The organism is Pseudomonas sp. GW460-LB5, assembly GCF_059423245.1.
Genome location: NZ_JBWKXT010000038.1, coordinates 1 through 24,151, shown reverse-complemented (window position 1 = coordinate 24,151; position 24,151 = coordinate 1). Strand labels below are relative to the sequence as shown.

The following is a 24,151-nucleotide window of genomic DNA, read 5'->3' as shown; positions in this document are numbered from 1 at the left end:
AATTGAAGAAAAAATCTCTCATAAGCTCATGATTTACTTGAGAAATATGATTGCATCCTAATTTTTATTATTTTCTAAAGCCGTGTAACGGATACACGAAAAACGACAAAAATCGTGTTCGTCAGATGCTTTTTATAACTCTACGACATATAACGCCACAACACGCAGCTTCTGCACCTCAAAAAGGATAAATCCCTAAGATTTTGCTAATTTTTTATCCTCTATGGATTTCACTTCAGCTAAAGCCTTGATTTTCTTGAATATATTTTTTTATCATTTATGGATAACAGTCACAGACGGTGCAGCAAGCCTTTATCAGTAAGCGTCCGGGAAAGGCACATTGCGATGCGCTAAGCTGTAATCCATTTCAGGATTGAGGCCTCAGCATGGAATGCCACGTTCGTCCCGCTACGAGCAGAGATGCCGCAGCAATAAGCCGCGTAGTTATAGCCGCCCTGCGTGAGTCAAATTCAAAGGACTATCCACCTGACGTGATCGCTCAGGTTGAGCAGAGCTTTTCTCCTGAAGCCATCACCACGCAGCTTACGAAGCGTAGGGTCTTCGTTGCCTTATTGGGCGAAAACATTATTGGCACTGCTGGTCTCGACGGTGATGTCGTCAGAAGTGTTTTTGTTGACCCAGCTCACCAGAAAGGCGGTATCGGGCGGCACTTGATGGATGTAATTCATACAACCGCTGCCAGCGCCGGAATTGAAGCTGTACGTGTGCCATCGTCGATTACAGCTGAAAAGTTTTATACCGCGTTGGGTTATCAGAAAATCCGCGACGCGGTTCATGTGGCGGAGCGCACCATCATAATGGAGAAGCGGCTGTAGGATTAGCCCAGGCTATTTAACCGTTTCGGTTTTGCCTAGGAAATACGGGGCTTTGGGGCTTTCCACTCAATTCGCTATCACATCTTCGTTAAAAAACTAGACAAGGAGCTGATGCCAATCACCTCCTTGTCCGCTCGGGTCAGACGCTGATTGGATCTACCTTCTCACCATCAATCTGCATCTCAGCTAGCGCTTTAGCCACGACATCACGACCAAGCACACCGTCGTCGGCCAGGGCCTTCAATGCAGCCAACACGACGAACTGCCGATCAACTTCAAAATGTCGACGCAGCGCCTCGCGGGTATCTGATTGTCCGAAGCCATCGGTGCCCAGTGCGACGAAGCGGCGATTTCCGACCCAGGGGCGGATTTGGTCGGCGTGGATTTTCATATAGTCGGTGGAGACCACTACCGGCCCAGCGTGACCGTCCAGCAATTGGGTCAGGTAAGGAACTTTCGGATCTTCCATGGGGTGCAGAAGATTCCAACGCTCAACCTGCTGTGCCTCACGACGCACTTCGGTCAGGCTGGTGGCACTCCAGACTTCGCTGCTCACGCCATAATCACGCTCCAGGATCTGCGCAGCGGCGATGACCTCCGGCAAGAGAGCACCGCTGCCCATGAGCTGGACATGCAGATCCTTCTTGACCTCTCGCTCAAGTGGCAGTCGATACAGCCCTTTGAGAATCCCCTCCTCCACACCTTCCGGCATGTCGGGATGAGGGTAGTTCTCGTTGAGTACGGTGATGTAGTAATAGATGTCTTCCTGCTCGACATACATGCGGCGCATGCCGTCATGCACGATCACAGCCAGCTCGTAGGCGTATGTCGGGTCGTAGGAAATACAGCACGGCACAGTAGCCGACATCACATGGCTGTGGCCATCGTCGTGTTGAAGGCCCTCGCCCATCAGCGTGGTGCGCCCTGAAGTTGCACCAAGCAAGAAACCTCGTGCACGGGCATCGCCGGCCGCCCACAGCAAGTCGCCCACGCGCTGGAAGCCGAACATCGAGTAGAAGATATAGAACGGTAGGGTCATCACACCGTGGTTGGCGTACGAGGTACTAGCCGCTATCCAGGATGAAGTGGCACCGGATTCGTTCAAGCCCTCCTGCATGATCTGCCCGTCCGCACTCTCCTTGTAGTAGGACAACGTGCCGGCATCCTGAGGTATGTAAAGCTGACCGACATGAGAGTGGATACCAATCTGCCGGAACAGACTCTCCATACCGAAGGTGCGTGATTCGTCGGGCACGATGGGGACGACTAGCTTGCCGATGTTCGGATCTTTCAGCAGCGTGCTGAGGATCCGCACGAACGCCATGGTCGTTGAAATGGAACGGTCGCCGGTGCCTTTGAGCTGTCCTTCTAATGCGGACAGCGGCGGAATCTGCAACGACTCAACCTGTGCATAACGAGCCGGAACATAACCACCCAAACTTTCGCGGCGCCCTTTCAGATACCGCGCTTCCGCACTTGCTTCGTCGGGCCGCAAGTAGGGCAACTCGCCGAGCTGATCGTCACTCAACGCCAGGCCGAAGCGATCACTGAAGGCTTTGACTGCCTCTGCGCCCATCTTCTTGAGTTGGTGATTGATGTTCTGTCCTTCACCCGCTTCACCCATCCCGAAGCCTTTGACCGTTTTGGCCAAGATGACAGTGGGACGACCCTTTTGGCGGGTTGCTGCAGCGTAAGCGTTATAGACCTTGACTGGATCGTGGCCACCGCGTGCAAGCTTCCAGATCTGCTCATCGCTGATGTCGCTGACCAGGTCCAGCAGCTCCGGGTACTTGCCGAAAAAGTGCTCACGCACATAGGCACCGTTCTGGGACTTGTAGGTCTGATACTCACCGTCGACGCACTCCATCATGCGCTGACGAAGCAGCCCGGTCTTGTCCTTGGCCAGCAAGGCGTCCCAGCCACTTCCCCAGATCACCTTGATGACGTTCCATCCAGCGGCGCGATAAAGGCTCTCAAACTCCTGGATCACCTTTCCGTTACCGCGAACAGGCCCATCCAGACGCTGCAGGTTGCAGTTGACCACGAAGATAATGTTGTCGAGCTTCTCCCGCCCGGCCAGGGAGATCGCCGCCAGCGATTCGGGTTGATCCATCTCGCCATCGCCCAGGAACGCCCAGACTTTACGGCCCTGATGTTCCTTCAGTCCACGGTTTTCAAGGTATCGCATAAAGCGCGCCTGATAGGCGGCCGTAATGGGCCCCAAGCCCATAGAGACCGTGGGGAACTGCCAGAACTCTGGCATCAGGCGCGGATGAGGGTAAGAAGAGACGCCGTCACGATGAGTTTCACGACGGAAGTTGTCCAGCTGTTCTTCGGTCAGCCGGCCCTCGGTGTAAGCACGGCCATAAATGCCGGGCGCCGAATGCCCCTGGATGTACACCATATCGCCCGCGAAGCGCTCGGTACGCCCTCGGAAGAAATGGTCAAAGCCAACGTCGTAGAGTACCGCCGCCGAGGCATAGGTCGCGATGTGCCCACCCACGCCTGAATGCTTGCCTGCGCGGAGCACCATGGTGAGTGCGTTCCAGCGGATATAGGCATTGAGGCGCTTCTCAATGTCGAGATCTCCCGGGTAGGGCAACTCGCGCTCCGGTGCAATGCTATTCACGTAAGGCGTGGTCACTCGACCATGGAAATCTCCGTGTACAGAAACGTCAAAGTCGAGAAGCTGGTCGATCAGGAAGTGCGCCCGGGGCCGCCCCTCCACTTCTACGACCGAAGCAATCGAGTCAATCCATTCGCGGGTCTCTTGTGGATCTTCATCGCGAAGCGGGTAGCTGTGCGCCATCGATAACTCTCCTTGTGTGGCTCGGCTGGTCGTTGTTCAACCAGCACCTTGTTGCATTTGCAATTGAATCTATCGTCAATCGAGCTATGATTGCAACTGCAATAACAACCTCGTTCTGGAGACGTCATGACCACCCCCACGCCAGACCTCTGGTACAACTTCATTCGTGCGCATCGCTGCCTCATCCGGGAAATCGAACGTCGCCTGGCTGAAGAGAACCTGCCGCCCTATGCCTGGTACGACGCGCTGTGGGGAATCGAAAGTGGGGAGGATGGTGCCCGTCGCATGCATGAACTGGCCGACGTGATGGCCATCGAGCGTTACAACCTTACCCGCCTGGTTGATCGCCTGGAAAAGGATGGACTGGTAGTGCGGAAAAAAGCGGCAGATGACGGCCGAGGTGCGATCGCTCGCATCACCGACAGCGGTCGCGATCTTCGCAAGCGGATGTGGACGGTTTACAAACAGTCCGTCGAGGAGCTTTTTCTGGCGGAGTTCAGTGATGAGCAACAGAGGTCGTTTGCGCTAGCCCTGGAAAGTGCGAGCCGTAACGCCCGCACTAACAGGCGTGCTAATTAGTCCAGTCGGTAACGCCTGACTGCCCCGCTTACCCAAGAACTGTCGGCTACGCCCCGGCGAACCAAGGCGCGCAGTGCGGTCAACACTACCCAATGACGATTGAGGCGTTGGCTAGGCTCCAGACTATCCGCACCCAAAGCCGTGAACGGCGCAGTGACATGTGCAGCAAGTTGCGCAGCCACGAATTCATCGTACCCCGTCACCGCGATGACAGGCGTGTCTGCCGTGCCAAGACAGAGTTGAAGATGGCAGTTGGGCAGGTTCTCTTCTCTACGCAACCGTTGAAGACGAGCTCGCCTTTCTGCGTCCCGGGCAAGTTTGGTATAGCTCGGGCAACTCCATACCTCGGCTTTGATCCCCCACTCCGCTCGCAGCAGCTCGGCGGCTGCACATACCTCGCTAAGCATCGACCCAGCACCTAGCAGCCGAACAGATACTTCTCCGTCGACACCCTCAGACAAACGATACATTCCCAGGTAAGCCTGCGAGCGATCACATACCCGCCCTTCCCCTGGTTCGTCATGCAAAGTCATGTAGCAAAAACCAGGAGCTCCCTCCACGTACAACGCTTGCAACGCCCCAATACAAATAGCTTTGACTTCATCTCCACACGCGGGGTCGAAAGGTATGCATCGGCGATTGGATGCCAACCACAAGGGTAACCAGGGATGCGCTCCTTTCGCCCAACGGGACTGCGAAGACTCGATGTCGTTGAGGATGATGCCTCGCTCAGCAACCTGGGCGGTTAGCATCGACATTTGGGCGGATGTCGGTGACTGAGTCATGTAAAACAGCGGGCGCTCGGCGGCACGTGACTGCTCGCTAAACCAAAGGGGCCAGGCGCTGATCGCCGTGGTGCTCAACTGCTCGCTTATCCGATCATTGATCAAACCAAACTGCCCGCGGGTGCTGGAGCCGGTCTCAAGTCGCTTGAGAATATCGACAGCAGTTCCCAGGGGTGAGCCCGGCGCCCCTTCCCTTTCTTTGTAGCCTCGTTCGATGTGGCGAATGCAGGCCTGTGCGGCCGATATGGTGTCAGGGGTACGCTGTAAGCGAAGGTTGTCCATCCATGAAACTCCTCATGCGGTGTGCAATAGGGATAATCCAAGCTAGTTGCAAATGCAACCAGAAAGGATGGATCCTATGAGCTAGGCCTGAATTGAGGAACCAAGAATGAGGGCGAAGAAAACGGCGCCCGAAGACGCCGTTGCGGATAGGTAGATCAGCCTACCGATTTCAATATCAGTTTATGTGCTGTGGCCATTCGGTTACCGGCGATGGAAACATGGCAGCACAGCTCCACAGGGCAACAGGCTTACCCCGCTGCGATTGAAAGTGGCACCACCCTATTGGTCACCTGCCTTTGGCTGAGGTAGCGGGTGCAGCTTACCCTCAGGAACGAGGCAAAATTCACCACTTCTCCGCGGTAGTCCATGACCTCCTCGTACAGCTTGGCGATGAGCTGATTGGTGCTGACACTGTCCGCTGCAGCAATCTCGGTCAGGATGTCCCAGAACTGGTTTTCCAGACGCAGGGTGGTGACCACGCCCCGGATGCGCAAGGAGCGCGAACGCGATTCATAAAGGATCGGGTCTGCCTTCACATACAGCTCACACATGGTGCCTCCGCTGGCTTTACCTGGCTAAGTCACGTCGAGGGCATACGCCCACGCCTGAAGGTACCGCCCCAAAGCAGCATATGGGTAATACACCCCTATTACACATGTCCATTGTGCTTTTGGGGCGCACGTAATAGCCACTTATTACCCATCAATTTTTCATACTGCCATCCTGAGTGCATAACAACACCACAGGAAAGCCTGATCATGCCGAAATTCCTTCACACCATGATCCGTGTAGGTGACCTGGATGCCTCCATGCGTTTCTACGGACAAGCATTCGACCTGCAGGAATCCCACCGCCTTGAGTTCGACGACTTCTCGCTCGTCTACCTACGCGACCGGCAAAGCGGCGCCGAAATCGAACTGACCTGGAACAAGGGCCAAGACGGCTACACCCACGGCAGTGGGTATGGCCATGTCGCCTTCGCAGTAGAAGATCTCGATCACCATCACGCTCGCTTGAGCGAAATGGGGCTCTCTCCTGCCGCCATCAAGGAGTTCAAGCGTGGTGAAGCGCTGCTCGCTCGCTTCTTCTTCATCCAGGACCCGGATGGCTACAAGATCGAGGTGTTGCAGCGCGCCGGCCACTATCAGTAACGCAGCCACACGCATCAGACGCCTGGGCGTCGTCTATCAATATTGCGCGGCAAACGCCAATCCCCAACAAAGCAGCACCCGTGATGTCAGGCTCCTAATAAAAACAACAAGGAGAACAGCATGCAGGATATACAAGCCAGCCGCCGTAGCTTTCTGAAAGGCAGCGGCGGAATTCTCTTGGGCACGTTGCTTTTCACCTCCGGCCCCATCGCCCTGCTCGCCCCCAGTACAACCTGGGCGCTTGAGATGAAAATGCTGAACAACGATCAAGCCGCACGACTGATGGTTATAGTGCGCCGGATCTACCCTCACGATCAGATGGAAGACGCTGTGTACGCCTTTGCGATCAAAGCCTTGGACGACCGCGCCGTGACAGACCCATCCATTCTTCCCCTGCTTGAACAAGGTCTGAACGAGCTGGACAAGTCAGCTGATGGCGCCTGGCTGAATCTGGATGAGCCGCGCCAATTGGCCGTGCTCGAGTCCATCCAGACCACCCCGTTTTTCACTTTGGTCAGGTCAGTCTCGGTCAATGCCCTGTACAGCAACGAACTCGCCTACCAGCACTTCGGCTACGAAGGTGCCTCTTTCCCCAAAGGCGGTTACCTGATGCGCGGCTTCAACGACTTGAAGTGGCTACCTGCCGCCCCTACCGAAGCCAGCCCATCCGCCTTTTCCTGAGGATGCGTACATGACCACATTCAATTTCGACGATGACTCGGTAGTGGTGATCATCGGCTCTGGTGCGGGTGGTGGAACACTGGCCAATGAACTGTGCCAGAAGGGTATTCCAGTCGTCCTGCTGGAGGCTGGCCAGCGCCAGTCCTCTGCCACTTTCATCAATGACGAATGGCCCTCGTTCGAGCAATTGTCCTGGGGCGATACCCGTACTACCTCGGGCTCTTGGCAGATCGCCAAGGACTTCCCGAACCTCCCCGCCTGGATCTGCAAAACGGTGGGTGGAACTACCACTCACTGGGCAGGTGCCAGCCTTCGATTCCAGGAGCATGAATTCCGAACGCGGCAGACCTATGGCGACATCAAGGATGCGAACCTGCTCGACTGGCCATTGACGCTCGCTGAACTGGAGCCCTTCTATGCAAGGGCCGAAGACAAGATGGGCGTGACGCGCACCAACGACATTCCTGGGCTACCGGGGAACAACAATTTTCAGGTGATGTACAACGGTGCTCGCAAGCTTGGCTACAAAAAGTGCAGTACCGGCCACATGGCGATCAACAGCCGTGCCCGCGCAGGACGCGCTCAGTGCATGCAACTTGGCTTTTGCTTCCAGGGCTGCAAGATGGGGGCAAAGTGGTCAACGCTGTACACCGAGATCCCGGCAGCGGAGGCCACAGGCAAGCTCGAGCTCCGTACGCAGGCGCACGCAGTAAAGATCGAGCACGATGCAAAAGGGCGAGCCACCGGTGTGGTCTACGCAGATGCGCAAGGGCGTCTGCAACGCCAAAAAGCGCGACTTGTTGCGGTCGCAGGCAATGCCATTGAAACCCCTCGCCTACTGCTTAATTCGACCAGCACATTGTTCCCTCATGGTATTGGCAACGGCTCCGGGATGGTCGGTAAACACTACATGCGCCATACCACCGGATCTGTGTTCGCAGAGTTCAAGGACCCTGTGCATTTCTATCGCGGCACCATCATGGCCGGCCTGATCGGTGACGAGGTGCACTTCAATCCCGACAGGGGCTTTGTCGGAGGCTACGAAATGGAAACCATCTCGCTTGGCCCTTCCTTCATGGCTGCGTTCTTCAACCCCGGCGCCTGGGGACGCGACTTCACCCGCGTCATGGACAACTACACGCATCTGGCTGGCATGTGGCTGGTCGGTGAGGACATGCCCCGGGAATCCAATCGCATTACCCTGAGCGATAACGTCAAAGACCGCTTTGGCATTCCTGTGGCCAACGTGCACTACGACGACCACCCCAACGATATTGCAATGCGCGAGCACGCCTATCAGCAAGGTAGCGCGGTCTATGAGGCCGTCGGTGCACTGAAGACCCACCGCGTACCACCCTACCCCTCGACTCATAACATGGGCACTTGTCGTATGAGCCACAAGGAAGCCGATGGTGTTTGCAACAAATACGGGCAAAGCCATGAAGTTCCAAATCTGTTCATTTCAGATGGCAGTCAGTTCACCACCAGCGCAGCCGAGAACCCTACCCTGACGATCGTTAGCCTGGCGATTCGTCAGGCGGAGTACATTGCCGATGCTCTGAGGACGCATGCGGCATGACTACCATCGCCGACAACCGCCTGGAGATTTGCGCAATCACGGCGTTTACCGACAACTACATCTGGCTTCTGCTCGATCACTCAAACCAGGCCTGTGCGGTTGTAGATCCAGGTGATGCCGGGCCAGTTCAAGCCTGGTTGGCTGAGCATCCCGGCTGGGCGCTCACCGACGTGCTGATCACTCACCATCATAGCGACCATGTGGGCGGTGTCGAGAAACTGAAGTCTGCGTTCGATCTCCGCGTGCATGGCCCTGCAAACGAGCCGATCCCTGCCAGGGATCGGCCACTGAAGGACGGTGATTCAATCCAGGTACTGGGGCGAACCATTCGCGTGATCGGGGTGCCTGGCCATACTTGCGGGCACCTGGCCTATCACCTGGTTGATGAGGATGTGCTGTTTAGCGGGGACACGCTGTTCAGCGCCGGCTGTGGGCGCCTCTTCGAGGGTACGCCGCTGCAGATGCTGACGTCGCTCGAACGCCTTGCCGTGCTCCCAGAGCAGACGCGGGTGTACTGCGCACATGAGTACACCCTCTCCAACCTGCCCTTTGCTTTGGCTGTCGACCCAGGCAATCAGCAAATCGCCGAGCGCTTGGCTGAGGTCAGCGAAATCCGCAATCGCGGGCAGTGCACTTTGCCTACCTACATTAGCGTTGAACGCGCAATTAACCCGTTCCTCCGTGTGCGGGAAGCGAAGATCGTTGAGGTTGTCCAACGCCAAGCGGGCCTGGCCATCACAACCGCCGAAGAATGCTTTGCTGCCATGCGCAAGTGGAAAGACAATTTTTGAACAACAAGAAGAAGATCATCCATGAGAAAAACACTGCTGATTGCCGCTACAGCCTTCATGATTGCTTCTGCCCAGGCAGGCCAAGAGCCTGAGGCCGTATTCGCGAAAACCTGCGCCATGTGCCACAACGGTCAACTCCCCAACGCGCCTAAGAAAGGTGATGTCGCTGCATGGCAACCACGCCTGGCTCAAGGGCAAGACGTACTGCTCAAAAACGTAGTGAATGGATTGAGTGTCATGCCACCACGTGGACTCTGCAGTGACTGTAGCGACGAAGACCTCGCGGCTACGATAGGCTGGATGTCCCGCTGATGACCGAAAGGAGCTCTGATTTAACAACGGTTATTTCAAGAGCTCCTATGGATGTCTTGCGCTTCAGTCACACGCTTGATTTCAGCGCGAGGCAGAGGCAGCAAGGCTTGTTGGCCATCGTTCGGATAGCCGTGTACACACTGCTCTAAGCGCCAGCAGATATCCCTCCACCCCCAATCCTGCAATCACGCCATTAGCCACGGTGGACATGATCGAGTGTCGATGGAGCTCATCGCGGGCATGAATGTTCGAAATGTGGACTTCCACCAGTGGCGCCTTGATCAATTTCAGCGCATCGAGCACCGGGATTGAATTAAACGAAAGGCCAGCCGGATTGATGATCACTGCGGCGTTCTTGTCGAATGCCTCCTGGATCCAGTCAACCATCACCGCTTCGCTGTTCGTTTGACGAAACTCGCAAACCAGATCCAGCTCGTTTGCAAGCTGCTCACAGCTTTGCTGAACCTGCTGCAGGGTCGTTGTGCCGTAAATTTCCGGCTCGCGGCGACCCAACATGTTCAGGTTGGGGCCATTCAGGACAAAAACTGCGCGACTCATGGTATGGCTCCGCTTTCACTTGAGGTATTGAGGGGAGTTGCTGAAGGTTACGTTCTCTGCTGGTTCGGACTTGCTGAGATCGATTCCGCGGGTTTCTGGCCCTATCAGGATCATCGCAAGCGACACCAGGTTGATCGCAGCGCATATCGCGACGAGCAACCATGGCGAATTGCCGGTCTGACTCATCAGCCACACGGCGAGGATAGGCATCGGGCCGCCAATCAGCAGGTTGGCGCCGGTATAAGCCAGGGCCGAGCCGGTGTAGCGCACGTTGGTGGGGAATGCTTCGGCGAATGCAACGGGTTGGATCCCGCTCTGGAACTGGGTGAATCCAAGGAACAGTCCCATGGCGGCCATGATCATGGCGGGTTGCTGCGTGTTCAGCATTGGGAAGTACACCAGCAGAATCCCGAGGGTCATGCATGAGCCGAAGGCGAGCGCTTTCTTGCGTCCCCACCGGTCACTGAGGTACCCGCCAGCCAGCGCGCCAAAAATCGCGCAGACGTTAGCCACCATCAGGGACATGAACCCCATGGACTGCGGCATACCGAGTTGCTTGACCAGGTAGCTGAGTGTGAAAATCACGATCAGGTAAAACAGAGCAGCGGGTGAGCAGAAAAAGAACATCAGCCGCAAGATGGTACGAGAATGGATCCTCAGCACATCTTTCAAAGGGCTTCCAACGTGGGGTGTTTCGTCCTGCTTCAAAGCGACAAAGGCTGGTGTCTCGCTGACCTTGAGCCGAATGAAGATCGCCACCACCACGAGCACGAAGCTCAAGAGGAAGGGAATCCGCCAACCGAAAGACTCAAATTGTTCTGCGCTCAGGAATCCCGCCAGCCCTAACAACGCGCCGTTTGCCAAGATTTGGCTCATTGGTGAACAAAGGCCCAGAAACCCAGAATAACGTCCACGTCGGTCTGGCCGTGCATGCTCCAACGCCATCAGCTGGGCGCCCGTGGACTCCCCACCCAAAGCAAAACCCTGAAGGATTCGCAAAATCACCAACATGATGGGCGCCCAGATGCCCACCTGTGCGTAGGTCGGCAGCAGCCCCATCAACACCGAAGCCAAGCCCATCAGCGTCACTGTCGCGAGCATGAGGTTGCGGCGCCCGAGTTTGTCACCGAGGTAACCACATGTGATCGCCCCTAATGGCCGCGCTGCCAGACCTACGCCGAAGGTCGCCAAGGAAGCGAGCAGCCCTGAAGTCGGCTCCATTGCGGGAAAGAACAGTTTCGGTAGCACGGTCGCGGAAACAGCACCGTACAGGGTGAAATCGAACCACTCCAACGCTGTACCAATGGTGGCGGCTGTCACCGCCTTTTTTGACATCTGACTGTCTGCAACAGAGGGCTCTGTAGTTTTCATGAGGGTCTCAGTCGTTATTGTTATGGGATACGCCCGATCTGGGTGTGGGCTGGTACTGAGTCGACTTTAGAAGCTTTTGCCTGCAAAATAATTATCGAATTCTGGAGATTTCCATAAGGTAAGCTTATAGAGGGGCTTTGATGGAGCTACGTCATCTACGTGCGTTTGTCTGCGCCGCAACGTTCCAGCATTTCAGCAAGGCCGCGGAGCAGCTTGAGATCGCCCAGCCGGCCCTGAGTCAGCTGATCAAAACCCTGGAGAGCGAATTGGGGGTAGCGCTGTTTCGACGTGCCAACCGCGGGGTGGAACTGACTGCTGCCGGCGCAGCGTTCCTACCCCACGCCAAGGATGCGCTCTATTCCAGTGACCTGGCGGTAGCCGCTGCTCGGCGGGCTAGGCGGGGGGAAATTGGAGAGATCACGATCGGTTACCACTCGGCGTTGCTCGAAGCTAACCTCCCTCAACTGATGCGGCATTACTTCGGCGCCTATCCCGAGGTTAAGGTAACGTTGCTGGATGCGCGGATTCAGGCCCAATTCGATTTATTGCTTGAAGGGAAAATCGATATCGGCTTTGCCCGTATCTTCAAAGACCATTTGCCCGACCGACTACGCACCCACTGTTTCAGCCTCTCCAGGTTAGTCCTTCTAACCCCGGACAACCATGCGCTGGCGCGGGATTTCAACGGCGATCTGGCATCCCTTCGGCAAGAGAAGTTCATCTTTCTGGAAGACCCGGCGGGGATCGGCCTCACCTCGCACATCTTGCAATTATGCCGGCAGTACCAGCTGCATCCCGCCAACATCATGTACGTACCGTCGCTGATGAGTATTCCCGGCCTGATAGCCGCCGGCATCGGGATTAGCATCCTCCCGGAAACCCTTACGCAGCTGAGCATGCCGGGCATCCGTACGCTTCAGCTGAAACAGCCAGACATGCAGAGCGAATTGTCGCGAGCCTGGCAGTTGCGGATAGTAGTCCGGGTACTTCGCCGCCACGGCGTAACGCACATGGCTGTTGTCCACCAGGGCCCGGATCATCTGCGGCGCGTGCTTGACGTAGGCACGCAAGCGCTTGTCATCGCCATGCTCACCGGTGGCAGCTTTGAGGTACTGCAGGGCCAGCTCCACACTGTCGCCACCGCCTTTGGCGGCAAAGTAGTGGTTATTGGGAATCCAGATGCCGCCGCCGGAGATCGCCGACGTACCGCCGAACTTGTCGCTTTTCTCGACAACCAGTACCGATAGACCCTGCTCGGCAGCAAACAGCGCCGAGGTCATCGCACCGGCACCGGAGCCGACGACGATCACGTCGTAGTGTGAAACAGGCTGAGCTTTAGCTGTCATTGTTGTTGTGCCTTGGCTGTGATCGGAAATTTCCCGGCGTGCCGGCCAGGGGTGCGCATACCCGGGCCTGCAGCTAGGCCCGGGCACGGCTCATACGTAAGGATCAGGGTTGGGCAGGCCCAGTTGCACGGCGCCAAGGCTGCGGCTGAAGGCCATGTAGTTGTTGGCGATATGCCCACGTGCCTGGTGCAGGTCGCGGAACAGGCGCGCCACGGGGTTGGTGTTATAAAGCCCGGAAGCGGCCATGCAGCGCAGCAGTTCGTTGACCTTCTCGGCGCAGATATTGGTGACATAGGAGGATTGGTAGCGGTACAGCAGACGGGTTTCCACATCCGGGTACTCACCCGCTTCGGCCAGCGCCATCAGGTGCGCGTAGTTCCGCTCCAGTACCAGCCGCAGGCTGTCGACGATGATCGTCGCCTCGGCAACGGTGGTTTGCGCCACCGGGTCATCGGCGGTTTTCATGCCGTGCTTGCCGATGTGCGCAGCGGCATTGGCACGAAATTCGTTGATCGCCCCCTGCAAGGCACCGATGGCCGATGAGGACACAGCGCGCGTGAACACCTGGGCGAAAGGAATGGCATAAATCGGATTGGTGTTCACCAGGCGTCCTGGCGTCGCGTCCAGCGTGCAGTTATTGGTGCGTTGCACGCGGTGTGCCGGCACGAAGGCATCTTCGACCACAATGTCGTGGCTGCCGGTGCCGCGCAGGCCCAGCACGTCCCAGTTGTGCTCGATACGGTAGTCGCTGCGCGGGATCAGGAAGGTGCCGTGCTCCGCTGCACGGTCGCCATCGGCGGGCAGCACCCCGCCAAGGAAGCACCATTGGCAGTGTTCGCTGCCGCTGGAAAAGCCCCAGCGACCACTGATGCGATAACCGCCTTCGACCACGGTTACCTTGGCCACGGGCATGTAGGTGGACGAGATCAGGGTGGTATGGTCCTGGCCCCATACATCGCGCTGGGCCTCGATCGGGTAGCGCGCCAGCTGCCAGGGGTGTACGCCCATCACGCCATAAATCCACGCTGTGGACATGCAGCCCTCGGCGAGGATCATCTGGATTTCGAAAAACGTCCGCGGATCGACCTCGTAGCCGCCAAACGCACGTGGTTGCAAGGCCCGCAACAAGCCGGCCTGTTGCAATTCGAAGATGGTTTCGTCCGGTACCCGGAACTCGCGGTCAGCGCGCGCGGTGCGGCTTTTGAGGGCGGGCACCAGGCGCCGGGCGTGTTCAAGCAGTTCGATTTCTTCCGGCGTTCTTACTCGCATGCTGTCCATCCGTTCGTTCTCCCAATCTCGTTGCGCGGTTGCGCGAGTCTTGGTTGATGATCGAATGCAGCAGGCGAATATTCATCGTCAAAGCGGACTAGGGAAACACGGTACGGCGCCGTCCCTGGCGCCTTTCAGGCTCAGATCGCGGCGCGCCTGGCGGCCCACGGGCGGTCCTGCTCCAGCTGCGAGGCCAGGCGCAGCAGCACGTCTTCCCCGCCCAGGCGAGCGGTGAACATCATGCCCACTGGCAGGCCGCTGTCACTCATGCCCAACGGCAAGGAAATAGCCGGCTGGCCGCTGACGTTGGCCAGCACGGTAAACGCGGCACTGCCCATGGCCTTGCGGGCGTAACTTTCGTAAGGCTGGTTGAGCGAGAGCTCGCCCAGGGCCGGCGTCAGGCTGGCGGTGACCGGCGAAAGGATCACATCAAAGCGCTCGAACTGCTGTTCCATGGCCATGCTGATGTCTTCGAACGCATGCCGGGCACGCACTACCCCCTCACCCGTGGCTTTCGCTGCACGCTCCAGCACACCAAAGGTGATGCTTTCCAGATCCTGCGGCCCCAACGCGCGGCCCAGGGCTTTCTCCCGGTCATTGACCGTGACCAGCAAGGAGTTGCCGATGGCAACGCCGTGGGCGCCGAACAGCTGCTGGGCCTGAATCGGCAAGCGCAGTTCTTCCACTTCGTGGCCAAGGCCCAGCAGTTGCTTGATGGTGTCCTCCAGAACCTTGGCAATCGCCGGGTCCAGCGGTGCCCCGGTCAGCGATTCCCGCACCAGTGCAACCCGTAAACGGCCCGGGTCACGGCCCAGCTCCTCGACGTAGGGACGTACCAGCGGTGAGCTCCAGTACGGGCTCCCTGGTTCGTGACCCTGACCGGCATCAAGAAACAACGCGGTATCGCGCACGCTGTGCGAGACCATGTTGGCGACACTGGCGCCAAACGAGCCTTCCAGGCGGGCCGGCCCGCTCGGCGTGCGGTAGCGTGTCGGCTTGAGGCCGACCAGCCCGCAGTAGGACGCCGGGATCCGGATCGAGCCGCCACCGTCGGTGGCATGGGCGACCGGGACGATACCGGCGGCAACCGCCGCGGCGGAACCACCGGACGAACCACCCGAGCTCAACGCCAGATTCCAGGGGTTGCGGGTCTGCCCCCATGCCAACGACTCGGTGGTGGTGGTCAGGCCGAACTCCGGGCTGGTGGCTTTACCAAAAGGCACTGCCCCGGCGGCTTCATAACGGCGGATCAAGGTGCTGGTAACGCTCGAAGGGGGCGCGTCCTTGAACAGCCGGCTGCCGTTGCTGGTGGTCGTGCCCTGCAAGTAGGTGTTGAGGTCCTTGAGCAGGATCGGCACGCCCGCCAGCGAGCCCTGGGTCAGGGTGCCGGCCTTCTGCCTGGCCGCCAGCAACGCGCGGGCATAATCGTCATGGCGCATGTTGACTGCGTTGATCTTCGGGTTGACCAGGTCACAACGGGCGAATGCTGCGCCGAGCAAGTCTTCGGCACTGAAGTGGCCGGCCTGCAAGCCCTTGGCCATGGCCCAGGCATCCAGGCCCAGGTAATCGCTGGCCGACAAGCCGCCTGCGGCCCGGGCATCGGCAAAGCGCCCCAGTAGCCCGACGCCCAGCGCCACCGCGCCGGCCTTGAGCACCTGCCGGCGCGGCCATCCGTCAGCGGCGTCGGCACCCGCTGGGGCAAGCGTGTCGGCCAGTGGCAATGCGTTTTTTTCCATGTGCAGAATTCCGTTTTTTATTGTGTCTGTTCGATTCGCTCAGCGCGCCGGTTTCCCCGATCAGTCCGGGGTGATCTGCGCTTTCATCGCGGCCAGGAAGTGTTCGCTGTAAGGCGGTAGCAGGCCCCATTCACCGCGCGGATCATGCTCGGGCGCCTTGAGTACTGTGCGCAGGTGGCTGAACTCGATAAAGCCTTCGCGACCGTGGTAGTGGCCCATGCCTGACCCGCCAACCCCACCGAACGGGGCATCATGCAAGGCGGCATGCATCATCACATCGTTGAGGGTGACACCGCCGGACAATGTGTGCTCCAGCACCTGGCGCTGCTCCTTGGCGTCGCTGCCAAAGTAGTAAAGGGCCAAAGGCCGCGGGCGGGCGTTGATCTGAGCGATGACCTGATCAACCTCATCAAAAGGCAGAACCACCATTGCCGGGCCGAAGATTTCTTCATGCAGAATCAGGCTGCCTTGCGGCGGGTCGATCACCAGTTGCAGCGGTCGGCGGCGGTTTTGCTCATCAGCCGCTTGCGCGTAGGGCAGGCTCACTACCCGGGCACCGGCTTGAAGCGCCTGCTGAACCAGGTTTTCAACACGGGACAGGTGTTGGGCATTGACCACCGCGACCACGTCCGGGTTGTCGCTCACCTCAGGGATGAACTGGCGGTAAGCGCTGGCAAAGGCCTCAAGAAAGGTTTCCAGCTGCTCGCGTGGCACGTAGACCAGGTCCGGGTTGATGCAGACCTGGCCACTGTTGGTGGTCTTGGAAAGCGCAATACGAAACGCTGCGGTGCCCAGGTCGGCGCTGCGGGCGACGATGACCGGCGACTTTCCGCCCAGTTCCAGCGTCAACGGCACCAGGTGTTCGGCCGCGTTACGCATCACGGACCTGGCCACCGCGGTACTGCCGGTAAACACCAGGTGGTCGAACGGCTGTGCGGTGAAGGCCTGGGCCAGGTCCGCGCCACCGGTGACCACAGCCACTTCGAGCGGATCGAACGCCTCGGCAAACAGCTTCGCCACCAGCGCAGCAGTGCGTGGCACCACCTCCGAAGGCTTGAGGATCGCCCGGTTACCCGCCGCCAACGCCGAACCCAGGGGGCTGAGCAAGGTATACAGGGGGGCGTTCCAGGTGCCCAGAATGCCCACCGTACCCTTGGGCTGATACATCACCCAGGCCTCGGCGCCCAGCTGATCGTAAGGGCTGAAGACGGGCCGCGGCTCATCCTGCATCCATCCTTCGAGGTGGTCGCGCGCGTGCTTGAGGGACCCGAGCGAACCCAGCACATCATTCATCAACGAAAAACCCTGGGGCCGGCCGCCAAAGTCCGCATCCATCGCCTCGGCCAGCGCTTCGTGGTGCGCCACCAGCATGTCGATCACCCGCTGGATCCGCGCGCGGCGGGCCACGGCAGTGACAGCCCCTTGAGCGTTGAACGCAGCCTTTTGTTCACGCAGCAAGGCCGACAGCATGTCGACGGAAGAATTTGCACAACTCATTGGTGCCTCCTCAACTGAACAAGGGCCAGCATGTCGCCTCTGTGCCCACCATGGCCGTCGTTGCACGACGCCCTGCCCCGCAAACTAGCCCCAGACCCCGGAGACCGCCTCGTCCAAGTGGACGATCGAGCCAAAAACGTTAGTCCGTTGAGACGATGCAAAGCCCCGTGACGCTGGGAATACTGCCAGCACGCACACTCATTCCATGAGGCCCATCATGGCAACGCCCGCCTGTTTCGACCCTCAAGCGTTTCGCGCCGCGCTCGGCACCTTTACCACGGGAGTGACCATCATCACTACCAAGGCCGAAGACGGCTCGCCCGTTGGCATCACGGCCAACAGCTTCAACTCGGTCTCGCTCAACCCACCTCTGGTGCTCTGGAGTCTGTCCAAGAATGCCCGCAGTCTGCCGGTGTTCAGCGGTGGTCGCCACTGGAACGTGCACGTTTTGTCGACGGAGCAGGAAACGCTGTCCGGCCGCTTTGCCCGCCAGGGTGAAGACAAGTTCTCCGAAATCCAGCTCGACACAGGTATCAGCGAGGCACCGCTGCTGCAAGACTGTACGGCGCGCTTCCAATGCCGCACAGCCTTCCAGTATGAAGGCGGCGACCATGTCATCTTCGTCGGCGAAGTGCTCGCTTTCGACCATAGCGACCGCGCGCCCCTGGCCTTCCAGAGTGGCCAGTACGCTCTGGCGATGCGCAAGCCGCGCAACGAACTGCGCCTGGCAACTACCCCGCCACCGCCCGAGTGCAGTTACACCGAAGACTTGCTCGGCTACCTGCTCGGGCGCTCGCACTACCAGATGCTGTTTGCACTGCGCCGCCTGCTGAAGAACCAGCAGCTCGATGAACACGCGTTCTTCATTCTCTCCACCCTGTGCATTCGGGACAACCTGACCCTGGACGAGATCAACGCCTTCGTCGGCTACACCGGCCATGTGGTCAGCGCCACCAGCATGCGCTTCCTGGAACGCCAGAACCTGGTCGCCCGTGAGCTTGATAATGAGCAGGTCCGCTATGTGCTCACAGCCGACGGGCGGGAGGCTTCGCTGCAGGAGGTGGCCCTGGCCAAAGCCGTCGAGGAGGATATCGCTGCCCGTCTTGGCGCCGGTGATAGCCAGGCACTCAAGGTGTTGCTCAAGCGCCTGATCGCCACCTCCGACCCGGGCTTGCCGGACCTGTGGGCGCCGCGCTAAGCACTGTGTCTTCCCTGAACCATTAGAACAATAAGGACAGCCATGAGCATTCTGCAACGCTTCAACCTCACTGGCAGTGTCGCCATTGTCACCGGCAGCGGCCGCGGCATCGGTCGCGCCATTGCCTTGGCCTACGCCGATGCTGGCGCTGATGTAGTCTGCAGCGCCCGTTCGCTGGCAGATGTCGAGGCCGTCGCCGAAGAGGTACGCAGCCGAGGGCGGCGCGCCCTGGCCCTGAGCTGCGATGTCACCGACAGCGAACAGCGCTGCGCCTTGGTCGCCAACGCCGCCGAACAGCTGGGGCGCATCACCCATCTGGTCAACAATGCCGGGGGCGGCGGCCCCAATGACCCGCTGAAGATGAGCCCGCAAGACTTCGAGCAGGTGTTGAGCTTCAACGTCAGCGCCGCCTATGCCCTTTCACAGCTCTGCGTACCCCTGATGCGCGACGCCGGGGGCGGCAACATCATCAACATTACCTCGGTCGCCGCCCGTTATGCCCAGCGCCATTTCAGTGCCTATGGCACCGCCAAGGCTGCCCTGACTCACCTGACGCGCCTGCTGGCACAAGAGTTTGCGCCGCAGATCCGGGTCAATGCGGTGGCGCCAGGGCCAATCCTGACCGACGCCCTGGCCGGGGTCATGCCCGATGCCATGCGCAAAACGATGGAAAGCAACACCCCGCTCAAATGCCTGGGGCAACCAGAGGACATCGCCGCCGCGGCCCTTTACCTGGCAAGCCCCGCCTCGGCCTGGGTCACCGGCAAGATCATCGATGTCGATGGCGGCGCCGATTCCAGTGTCTGGCCGGGTTGAGGCCTTTTTGCCGGGCGTGCCTGCAGCTGGCCCGGCCTGTTATCCACTTGCCACAGAGCGACCTCCCTATGGATGCGCAACTGATTGAAACACTGGGCGACGAGCTGTTCCATGCCCTGAACGCACGCCAGAGCCTGCCCCCGCTGACCCAACGTTACCCGGCCATCAGCCTTGACGACGCCTACCAGATCTCCCGGCGATTTCTGGCGCGTCGCGAAGCGGTGGGCGAGCAAGTGATCGGCAAGAAAATCGGGGTGACCAGCCGCGCCGTGCAAGAAATGCTCGATGTGCATCAGCCCGATTTTGGTTTTCTAACCGACCGTATGCAGGTTGCCGATGGCAGCGACATCAGCTTTGCTGCCCACCATCTTGTGCAGCCACGGGCCGAAGGCGAGATTGCCTTTGTACTGGGCGAAGACCTGCAAGGTACCGATATCACCGCCAACGATGTGCTGGCGGCCAGCGAGTGGGTTATGCCGTGCTTCGAAATTGTCGACTCGCGTATCGAGAACTGGCAGATCCGCATTCAGGACACCGTTGCCGACAACGCTTCATGCGGTGTTTTCGCCCTGGGCCAGCAGCGCGTCGATCCGCGTGAACTGGACCTGGCCGAGGTCCAGTTGCACCTGTTCAAAAACGGCCTGCCGGTGGGCAGCGGCCTGGGCTCGGCGGTGCAAGGCCACCCCTGCGCCGCCGTGGCCTGGCTGGCCAACACCCTGGGCCGACTGGGCATCCCGTTTCGCAAGGGCGAAATCATTCTGTCCGGTGCCCTTGCGCCACTGGTACCGGTCGCACCGGGTGACTTCGTCAGCCTGTCGCTGAGCGGCATGGGCGAGATGCACCTGAACTTCGTGCCCTGAGCCTGCGGCCGTTCCTTCTTCTGATCGAGAACAATGCCATGAGTAAAAAGATAAAATGCGCCCTCATCGGGCCCGGCAACATCGGTACCGACCTGCTGTACAAGCTCAAGCGCAGTGAAGTACTGGAGCCCGTCTGGATGGTGGGTATCGACGCCACCTCCGAAGGCCTGGCCCGCGCCGCCGCGCTGGGCCTGAAGACCACCAGCGAGGGCGTCGACGGCCTGCTACCGCATGTAATGGAAGACGGCATCCAGATCGCCTTCGATGCTACCTCCGCGTATGTGCATGCCGAGAACAGCCGCAAGCTCAATGCCTTGGGTGTGCTGATGATCGACCTGACGCCAGCAGCCATCGGCCCCTACTGCGTGCCACCGGTCAATCTCAAGCACAACCTAGGCCTGGGCGCGATGAACGTCAACATGGTGACCTGTGGCGGCCAGGCGACCATCCCGCTGGTGGCCGCGGTGTCCAGCGTGCAGCCGGTGGCCTATGCCGAGATCATTGCCACGGCGGCCTCGAAATCGGTCGGCCCAGGCACACGCAAGAACATCGATGAATTCACCCGTACCACCGCTGCGGCCGTGGAACAGGTTGGCGGCGCAAAAAAGGGCAAGGCAATCATTATCGTCAACCCCGCCGAGCCGCCGCTGATCATGCGTGACACCGTGCACTGCCTGACCGAAACCGAGCCTGACCAGGCAGCCATCACCGCCGCGATTGCCGACATGATCAAGCAAGTCCAGCGCTATGTGCCCGGCTACAAGCTGGTCAACGGCCCGGTGTTCGACGGTAACCGGGTGTCGATTTTCATGGAAGTCGAAGGCCTGGGCGACTATCTGCCCAAATATGCCGGCAACCTCGACATCATGACCGCCGCCGCCGCGCGCACCGCCGAGATGTTTGCCGAAGCGATGCTCAAAGGCGAGCTGACCCTGCGTGCCAGCAGCCCACAACCTGCCATCGCCTAAGGAGCGCACCATGGACCTTCACGGCAAATCCATCACCGTCCACGACATGTGCCTGCGTGACGGCATGCACCCCAAACGCCACCAGATCACCCTGCAGCAAATGAAAGACATTGCCTGTGGCCTCGACGCCGCCGGTGTGCCGTTGATCGAGGTGACCCATGGCGATGGCCTGGGTGGCAGTTCGTTGAACTATGGTTTTCCGGCGCACAGCGACGAGGCGTATTTGTCGGCGGTCATCCCGCTGATGAAAAACGCCAAGGTCTCCGCACTGCTGCTACCGGGCATCGGCACGGTCGATCACCTGCAGATGGCCTACGAACTGGGCGTCAGCACGATTCGCGTCGCCACTCACTGCACGGAAGCAGACGTGTCCGAACAGCACCTTGGCGCGGCCCGCAAGCTGGGCATGGACAGCGTCGGGTTCCTGATGATGGCCCATATGAACAGCCCGCAAGGCCTGGCCACCCAGGGCAAGCTGATGGAGAGTTACGGGGCCAATTGCATCTACATCACCGACTCGGCCGGCTACCTGCTGCCCCACGACGTCAGCGCGCGGGTCGCGGCGCTGCGTGCAGCGCTCAAGCCCGAGACTGAAATCGGCTTCCATGGCCATCACAACCTGTCGATGGGCGTATCCAACTCGATCGCGGCCATTGCCGCTGGCGCCACCCGTATCGATGCCGCGTGCGCAGGCTTGGGCGCGGGTGCTGGCAATACCCCCATGGAAGTGCTGGTGGCCGTCTGCGACCGCATGGGCATTGAAACTGGCGTGAGTGTGTTTGGTATCCAGGACGTTGCCGAGGACCTGGTGGTGCCGATCATGGACTTCCCGATCCGCAGCGATCGCGATGCCCTGACCATGGGCTATGCGGGTGTCTACGGCTCGTTCCTGCTGTTTGCCAAGCGCGCTGAAAAAAAGTACGGCGTCCCGGCGCGGGAAATTCTTGTCGAAATGGGCCGGCGCGGCATGGTCGGCGGCCAGGAAGACATGATCGAAGACACCGCGATGACCCTGGCCAAGCAACGCCAAGCCAGCGCCTGACCGCTTCACGGGGCCCAGGCACAGCTTGGGCCATTGCCCATCTCTGCGGTTTGACCGGGAGTCATCCATGAGCAGTACGCACCCTCAACCCATCGGCTGGCGCAGCCATGGTCTGCTGTTTGTGCTCGCGATGATGTACGCCGACAACTTTGTCGGGCGGCAGATCATTGCCGTGATGATCGAACCGCTCAAACAAGAGTTCGGTGCCAGCGACACCGCCATGGGCCTGGTTTCGGGCCTGGCCTTCGCTGCCGTCTATGTGCTGCTGGGCCTGCCAGCCGGGCGCCTGGCCGATCGCCTGTCACGCACACGCCTGCTGGCCATTACCTGCTCGTTGTGGGCGCTGGCAACGGTGGCCTGCGGCCTGTCCACCAGCTTTGCGATGCTGGTGATCGCACGCATGGCGGTAGCAGTCTTCGAGTCACCAAGCACCTCGACCTCGATGTCGATCATTGCCGATATCTACCCACCGCACCGGCGTTCTTTTGCCATCAGTTGCTACACCGCCGCGCCGACGTTTTCGACCATCGTTGCCCTTAGTGCCGGCGCCTGGGTGGTCGACCAATATGGCTGGCGCAGCGCTTTTTTTGCTGTCGCCCTGCCTTCCCTGCTGATCAGCGCGGTGTTTGCCTTTTTGATGCGCGACCCGGTACGGGGTCGCTTCGACCTCCCCCATAGCCACGCCAGCCAGGGCGCACCGCCCATACAAAGCCTGCTGGGCAGTGCGCGGGCACTCATGGCACAGCCTGCCTACCGTTGCCTGGTGCTGGCTTGCGGCATTACCACCTTCAGCGCCTATGCCTTTGCCATGTGGAATGCCAGCTTCCTGGTGCGATCGCATGACCTGCCCTTGCACTACGCGGGCCTTCTGGCCGGCTTGGTAGGCGGCACCTTTGCCGGGCTAGGGGCGTTGTTCAGTGGATGGCTGACCGACCGCCTGGTGATCAGGAGCCAGCATTGGCAAATCGGCATTCCGCTCATCGGCCATGTGCTCGGCAATTGCGCATTGATCATCTACCTGCTTTGGCCACGTGACATCCTGCTGCATGCGGGTGCAGTTCCGGTACCCAGCGCGATGCTCTGGTGTGCGCTGGGCAGCTTTTTCTCGGTATGGTGGGTCGGCCCCTGCTTCTCGTTGTTGACCCAGTTGGTGCCCGCCCACCGCAGGGCGACTGCCGTCGCCCTGCAGACCATTATCTCGACCTTGTGCGGAGTCGGTATCGGCCCGTTGGCAACCGGGCTACTGAGCGATGTACTGATGCCAGTGCTGGTGGACGAGTCGCTGCGCTACGCCCTGCTGCTGGTCAGCCTTACCATCGTCATACCGATCGTGCTGCTCTGGCGGACCTATCAACACCTGGCCGCCCCTTCGCGCCTTTCTGCGTATGCCTGAAACCTGAGCACTGGCGCACAATCGCCGATCAACTAGTTGAAACGGACGATCCACCCGCACATTCCCTACGTTACCGTCATTGTCAGACACCCGCTGCCCCGCGTTCGCAATATCAATGACTGGAGAGCTTATGAGGATACTGGTAAGCGTCAAACGAGTGGTCGACTACAACGTCAAGGTTCGCGTCAAGGCGGACAACTCCGGCGTCGACCTTACTAACGTCAAGATGTCCATGAACCCCTTCTGCGAAATCGCCGTGGAAGAGGCCGTACGCCTGAAGGAAAAAGGCGTT

The 24,151-nt window shown here is 59.4% G+C and carries 21 protein-coding genes and 3 pseudogenes; 15 read left to right on the top strand and 9 right to left on the bottom strand.

Features of this window, described 5'->3' with window-relative positions; all coding sequences use genetic code 11:
• The first annotated feature begins 386 nt into the window (after positions 1 to 386).
• The gene (locus AC07XM_RS20895; RefSeq protein WP_095115390.1) at positions 387 to 836 is read left to right on the top strand and encodes a GNAT family N-acetyltransferase; all 450 of its coding nucleotides are present in this window, start codon (positions 387 to 389) and stop codon (positions 834 to 836) included.
• Positions 837 to 975: 139 nt separating this feature from the next.
• Here the strand turns inward: AC07XM_RS20895 and aceE are convergent, their stop codons facing one another.
• On the bottom strand, positions 976 to 3,645 hold the full coding sequence (gene aceE / locus AC07XM_RS20890; RefSeq protein ID WP_102689674.1) for a pyruvate dehydrogenase (acetyl-transferring), homodimeric type: 2,670 nt from the start codon (positions 3,643 to 3,645) through the stop codon (positions 976 to 978).
• A gap of 126 nt (positions 3,646 to 3,771) precedes the next feature.
• Here aceE and AC07XM_RS20885 point away from each other — a divergent pair, with 126 nt between their 5' ends.
• Positions 3,772 to 4,224: a MarR family winged helix-turn-helix transcriptional regulator gene (locus tag AC07XM_RS20885; protein ID WP_016486883.1), complete on the top strand. Its 453-nt coding sequence runs from the start codon at positions 3,772 to 3,774 to the stop codon at positions 4,222 to 4,224.
• On the opposite strand, the gene AC07XM_RS20880 is transcribed toward AC07XM_RS20885, so the two are convergent.
• Both AC07XM_RS20880 and AC07XM_RS20875 read right to left on the bottom strand, forming a co-directional pair.
• Positions 4,221 to 5,291: a transketolase-like TK C-terminal-containing protein gene (locus AC07XM_RS20880; protein ID WP_102689675.1), complete on the bottom strand. Its 1,071-nt coding sequence runs from the start codon at positions 5,289 to 5,291 to the stop codon at positions 4,221 to 4,223. The genes AC07XM_RS20885 and AC07XM_RS20880 overlap by 4 nt on opposite strands.
• Positions 5,292 to 5,539: 248 nt before the next feature.
• The gene (locus tag AC07XM_RS20875; RefSeq protein WP_016486881.1) at positions 5,540 to 5,842 is read right to left on the bottom strand and encodes a ribbon-helix-helix domain-containing protein; all 303 of its coding nucleotides are present in this window, start codon (positions 5,840 to 5,842) and stop codon (positions 5,540 to 5,542) included.
• Positions 5,843 to 6,049: 207 nt separating this feature from the next.
• Between AC07XM_RS20875 and AC07XM_RS20870 the strand changes: the two genes are divergently transcribed.
• From AC07XM_RS20870 to AC07XM_RS20850, 5 genes are all read left to right on the top strand, one after another.
• Entirely contained in the window at positions 6,050 to 6,442 is a 393-nt protein-coding gene (locus AC07XM_RS20870) for a VOC family protein (RefSeq protein ID WP_016486880.1), read from the top strand.
• Between the two features lie 120 nt (positions 6,443 to 6,562).
• Positions 6,563 to 7,123: a tat pathway signal sequence gene (locus AC07XM_RS20865; RefSeq protein WP_016486879.1), complete on the top strand. Its 561-nt coding sequence runs from the start codon at positions 6,563 to 6,565 to the stop codon at positions 7,121 to 7,123.
• 10 nt (positions 7,124 to 7,133) lie between these two features.
• The gene (locus AC07XM_RS20860; RefSeq protein WP_102689676.1) at positions 7,134 to 8,702 is read left to right on the top strand and encodes a GMC family oxidoreductase; all 1,569 of its coding nucleotides are present in this window, start codon (positions 7,134 to 7,136) and stop codon (positions 8,700 to 8,702) included.
• Positions 8,699 to 9,493 carry a hydroxyacylglutathione hydrolase gene (gene gloB, locus AC07XM_RS20855; protein WP_016486877.1) on the top strand — a complete coding sequence of 265 codons (795 nt, stop codon included), beginning with the start codon at positions 8,699 to 8,701 and terminating at the stop codon, positions 9,491 to 9,493. Before AC07XM_RS20860 ends, gloB begins: the two co-directional genes overlap by 4 nt.
• A gap of 21 nt (positions 9,494 to 9,514) precedes the next feature.
• The gene (locus AC07XM_RS20850; protein ID WP_080641040.1) at positions 9,515 to 9,805 is read left to right on the top strand and encodes a c-type cytochrome; all 291 of its coding nucleotides are present in this window, start codon (positions 9,515 to 9,517) and stop codon (positions 9,803 to 9,805) included.
• An 81-nt stretch (positions 9,806 to 9,886) separates the two neighbouring features.
• Here the strand turns inward: AC07XM_RS20850 and aroQ are convergent, their stop codons facing one another.
• Both aroQ and AC07XM_RS20840 read right to left on the bottom strand, forming a co-directional pair.
• Positions 9,887 to 10,363 (bottom strand): type II 3-dehydroquinate dehydratase, encoded by a 477-nt coding sequence (gene aroQ, locus AC07XM_RS20845; RefSeq protein ID WP_016486876.1) that lies wholly within the window; start codon positions 10,361 to 10,363, stop codon positions 9,887 to 9,889.
• Positions 10,364 to 10,378: 15 nt separating this feature from the next.
• Positions 10,379 to 11,734 (bottom strand): MFS transporter, encoded by a 1,356-nt coding sequence (locus tag AC07XM_RS20840; protein WP_016486875.1) that lies wholly within the window; start codon positions 11,732 to 11,734, stop codon positions 10,379 to 10,381.
• Positions 11,735 to 11,874: 140 nt separating this feature from the next.
• Here AC07XM_RS20840 and AC07XM_RS20835 point away from each other — a divergent pair.
• Positions 11,875 to 12,639: pseudogene (locus AC07XM_RS20835) on the top strand (LysR family transcriptional regulator); the annotation flags it as partial.
• A 48-nt stretch (positions 12,640 to 12,687) separates the two neighbouring features.
• Here AC07XM_RS20835 and AC07XM_RS20830 read toward each other — a convergent pair.
• The 4 genes and pseudogenes from AC07XM_RS20830 to AC07XM_RS20815 all read right to left on the bottom strand — a co-directional run.
• Positions 12,688 to 13,080, bottom strand: a pseudogene (locus AC07XM_RS20830) (FAD-dependent oxidoreductase); the annotation flags it as partial.
• Positions 13,081 to 13,170: 90 nt separating this feature from the next.
• Positions 13,171 to 14,358, bottom strand: coding sequence for an acyl-CoA dehydrogenase family protein (locus tag AC07XM_RS20825; RefSeq protein WP_016486818.1), 1,188 nt, complete (start codon positions 14,356 to 14,358; stop codon positions 13,171 to 13,173).
• Between the two features lie 131 nt (positions 14,359 to 14,489).
• The gene (locus AC07XM_RS20820) at positions 14,490 to 16,085 is read right to left on the bottom strand and encodes an amidase (protein ID WP_070086825.1); all 1,596 of its coding nucleotides are present in this window, start codon (positions 16,083 to 16,085) and stop codon (positions 14,490 to 14,492) included.
• Positions 16,086 to 16,145: 60 nt separating this feature from the next.
• On the bottom strand, positions 16,146 to 17,582 hold the full coding sequence (locus AC07XM_RS20815) for an aldehyde dehydrogenase family protein (protein WP_031312446.1): 1,437 nt from the start codon (positions 17,580 to 17,582) through the stop codon (positions 16,146 to 16,148).
• Positions 17,583 to 17,799: 217 nt separating this feature from the next.
• Here AC07XM_RS20815 and AC07XM_RS20810 point away from each other — a divergent pair, with 217 nt between their 5' ends.
• From AC07XM_RS20810 to AC07XM_RS20780, 7 genes and pseudogenes are all read left to right on the top strand, one after another.
• Positions 17,800 to 18,780 (top strand): flavin reductase, encoded by a 981-nt coding sequence (locus tag AC07XM_RS20810; RefSeq protein WP_016486815.1) that lies wholly within the window; start codon positions 17,800 to 17,802, stop codon positions 18,778 to 18,780.
• Between the two features lie 42 nt (positions 18,781 to 18,822).
• The gene (locus tag AC07XM_RS20805) at positions 18,823 to 19,596 is read left to right on the top strand and encodes a glucose 1-dehydrogenase (protein ID WP_016486814.1); all 774 of its coding nucleotides are present in this window, start codon (positions 18,823 to 18,825) and stop codon (positions 19,594 to 19,596) included.
• 68 nt (positions 19,597 to 19,664) lie between these two features.
• On the top strand, positions 19,665 to 20,456 hold the full coding sequence (locus tag AC07XM_RS20800) for a fumarylacetoacetate hydrolase family protein (RefSeq protein ID WP_016486813.1): 792 nt from the start codon (positions 19,665 to 19,667) through the stop codon (positions 20,454 to 20,456).
• Positions 20,457 to 20,494: 38 nt separating this feature from the next.
• Complete coding sequence (locus tag AC07XM_RS20795; RefSeq protein WP_016486812.1) at positions 20,495 to 21,424, top strand: acetaldehyde dehydrogenase (acetylating); 930 nt, start codon at positions 20,495 to 20,497, stop codon at positions 21,422 to 21,424.
• A gap of 10 nt (positions 21,425 to 21,434) precedes the next feature.
• Positions 21,435 to 22,466 (top strand): 4-hydroxy-2-oxovalerate aldolase, encoded by a 1,032-nt coding sequence (dmpG, locus tag AC07XM_RS20790; protein ID WP_016486811.1) that lies wholly within the window; start codon positions 21,435 to 21,437, stop codon positions 22,464 to 22,466.
• Between the two features lie 67 nt (positions 22,467 to 22,533).
• Entirely contained in the window at positions 22,534 to 23,859 is a 1,326-nt protein-coding gene (locus tag AC07XM_RS20785) for a spinster family MFS transporter (RefSeq protein ID WP_016486810.1), read from the top strand.
• Positions 23,860 to 23,989: 130 nt separating this feature from the next.
• A pseudogene (locus AC07XM_RS20780) lies at positions 23,990 to 24,151 on the top strand (electron transfer flavoprotein subunit beta/FixA family protein); the annotation flags it as partial.

Coding starts and splice junctions, on each gene's coding strand:
- AC07XM_RS20895 (WP_095115390.1), top strand. CDS start 387: ATGGAATGCCACGTTCGTCCCGCTACGAGCAGAGATGCCGCAGCAATA.
- aceE (WP_102689674.1), bottom strand. CDS start 3,645: ATGGCGCACAGCTACCCGCTTCGCGATGAAGATCCACAAGAGACCCGC.
- AC07XM_RS20885 (WP_016486883.1), top strand. CDS start 3,772: ATGACCACCCCCACGCCAGACCTCTGGTACAACTTCATTCGTGCGCAT.
- AC07XM_RS20880 (WP_102689675.1), bottom strand. CDS start 5,291: ATGGACAACCTTCGCTTACAGCGTACCCCTGACACCATATCGGCCGCA.
- AC07XM_RS20875 (WP_016486881.1), bottom strand. CDS start 5,842: ATGTGTGAGCTGTATGTGAAGGCAGACCCGATCCTTTATGAATCGCGT.
- AC07XM_RS20870 (WP_016486880.1), top strand. CDS start 6,050: ATGCCGAAATTCCTTCACACCATGATCCGTGTAGGTGACCTGGATGCC.
- AC07XM_RS20865 (WP_016486879.1), top strand. CDS start 6,563: ATGCAGGATATACAAGCCAGCCGCCGTAGCTTTCTGAAAGGCAGCGGC.
- AC07XM_RS20860 (WP_102689676.1), top strand. CDS start 7,134: ATGACCACATTCAATTTCGACGATGACTCGGTAGTGGTGATCATCGGC.
- gloB (WP_016486877.1), top strand. CDS start 8,699: ATGACTACCATCGCCGACAACCGCCTGGAGATTTGCGCAATCACGGCG.
- AC07XM_RS20850 (WP_080641040.1), top strand. CDS start 9,515: ATGAGAAAAACACTGCTGATTGCCGCTACAGCCTTCATGATTGCTTCT.
- aroQ (WP_016486876.1), bottom strand. CDS start 10,363: ATGAGTCGCGCAGTTTTTGTCCTGAATGGCCCCAACCTGAACATGTTG.
- AC07XM_RS20840 (WP_016486875.1), bottom strand. CDS start 11,734: ATGAAAACTACAGAGCCCTCTGTTGCAGACAGTCAGATGTCAAAAAAG.
- AC07XM_RS20825 (WP_016486818.1), bottom strand. CDS start 14,358: ATGGACAGCATGCGAGTAAGAACGCCGGAAGAAATCGAACTGCTTGAA.
- AC07XM_RS20820 (WP_070086825.1), bottom strand. CDS start 16,085: ATGGAAAAAAACGCATTGCCACTGGCCGACACGCTTGCCCCAGCGGGT.
- AC07XM_RS20815 (WP_031312446.1), bottom strand. CDS start 17,582: ATGAGTTGTGCAAATTCTTCCGTCGACATGCTGTCGGCCTTGCTGCGT.
- AC07XM_RS20810 (WP_016486815.1), top strand. CDS start 17,800: ATGGCAACGCCCGCCTGTTTCGACCCTCAAGCGTTTCGCGCCGCGCTC.
- AC07XM_RS20805 (WP_016486814.1), top strand. CDS start 18,823: ATGAGCATTCTGCAACGCTTCAACCTCACTGGCAGTGTCGCCATTGTC.
- AC07XM_RS20800 (WP_016486813.1), top strand. CDS start 19,665: ATGGATGCGCAACTGATTGAAACACTGGGCGACGAGCTGTTCCATGCC.
- AC07XM_RS20795 (WP_016486812.1), top strand. CDS start 20,495: ATGAGTAAAAAGATAAAATGCGCCCTCATCGGGCCCGGCAACATCGGT.
- dmpG (WP_016486811.1), top strand. CDS start 21,435: ATGGACCTTCACGGCAAATCCATCACCGTCCACGACATGTGCCTGCGT.
- AC07XM_RS20785 (WP_016486810.1), top strand. CDS start 22,534: ATGAGCAGTACGCACCCTCAACCCATCGGCTGGCGCAGCCATGGTCTG.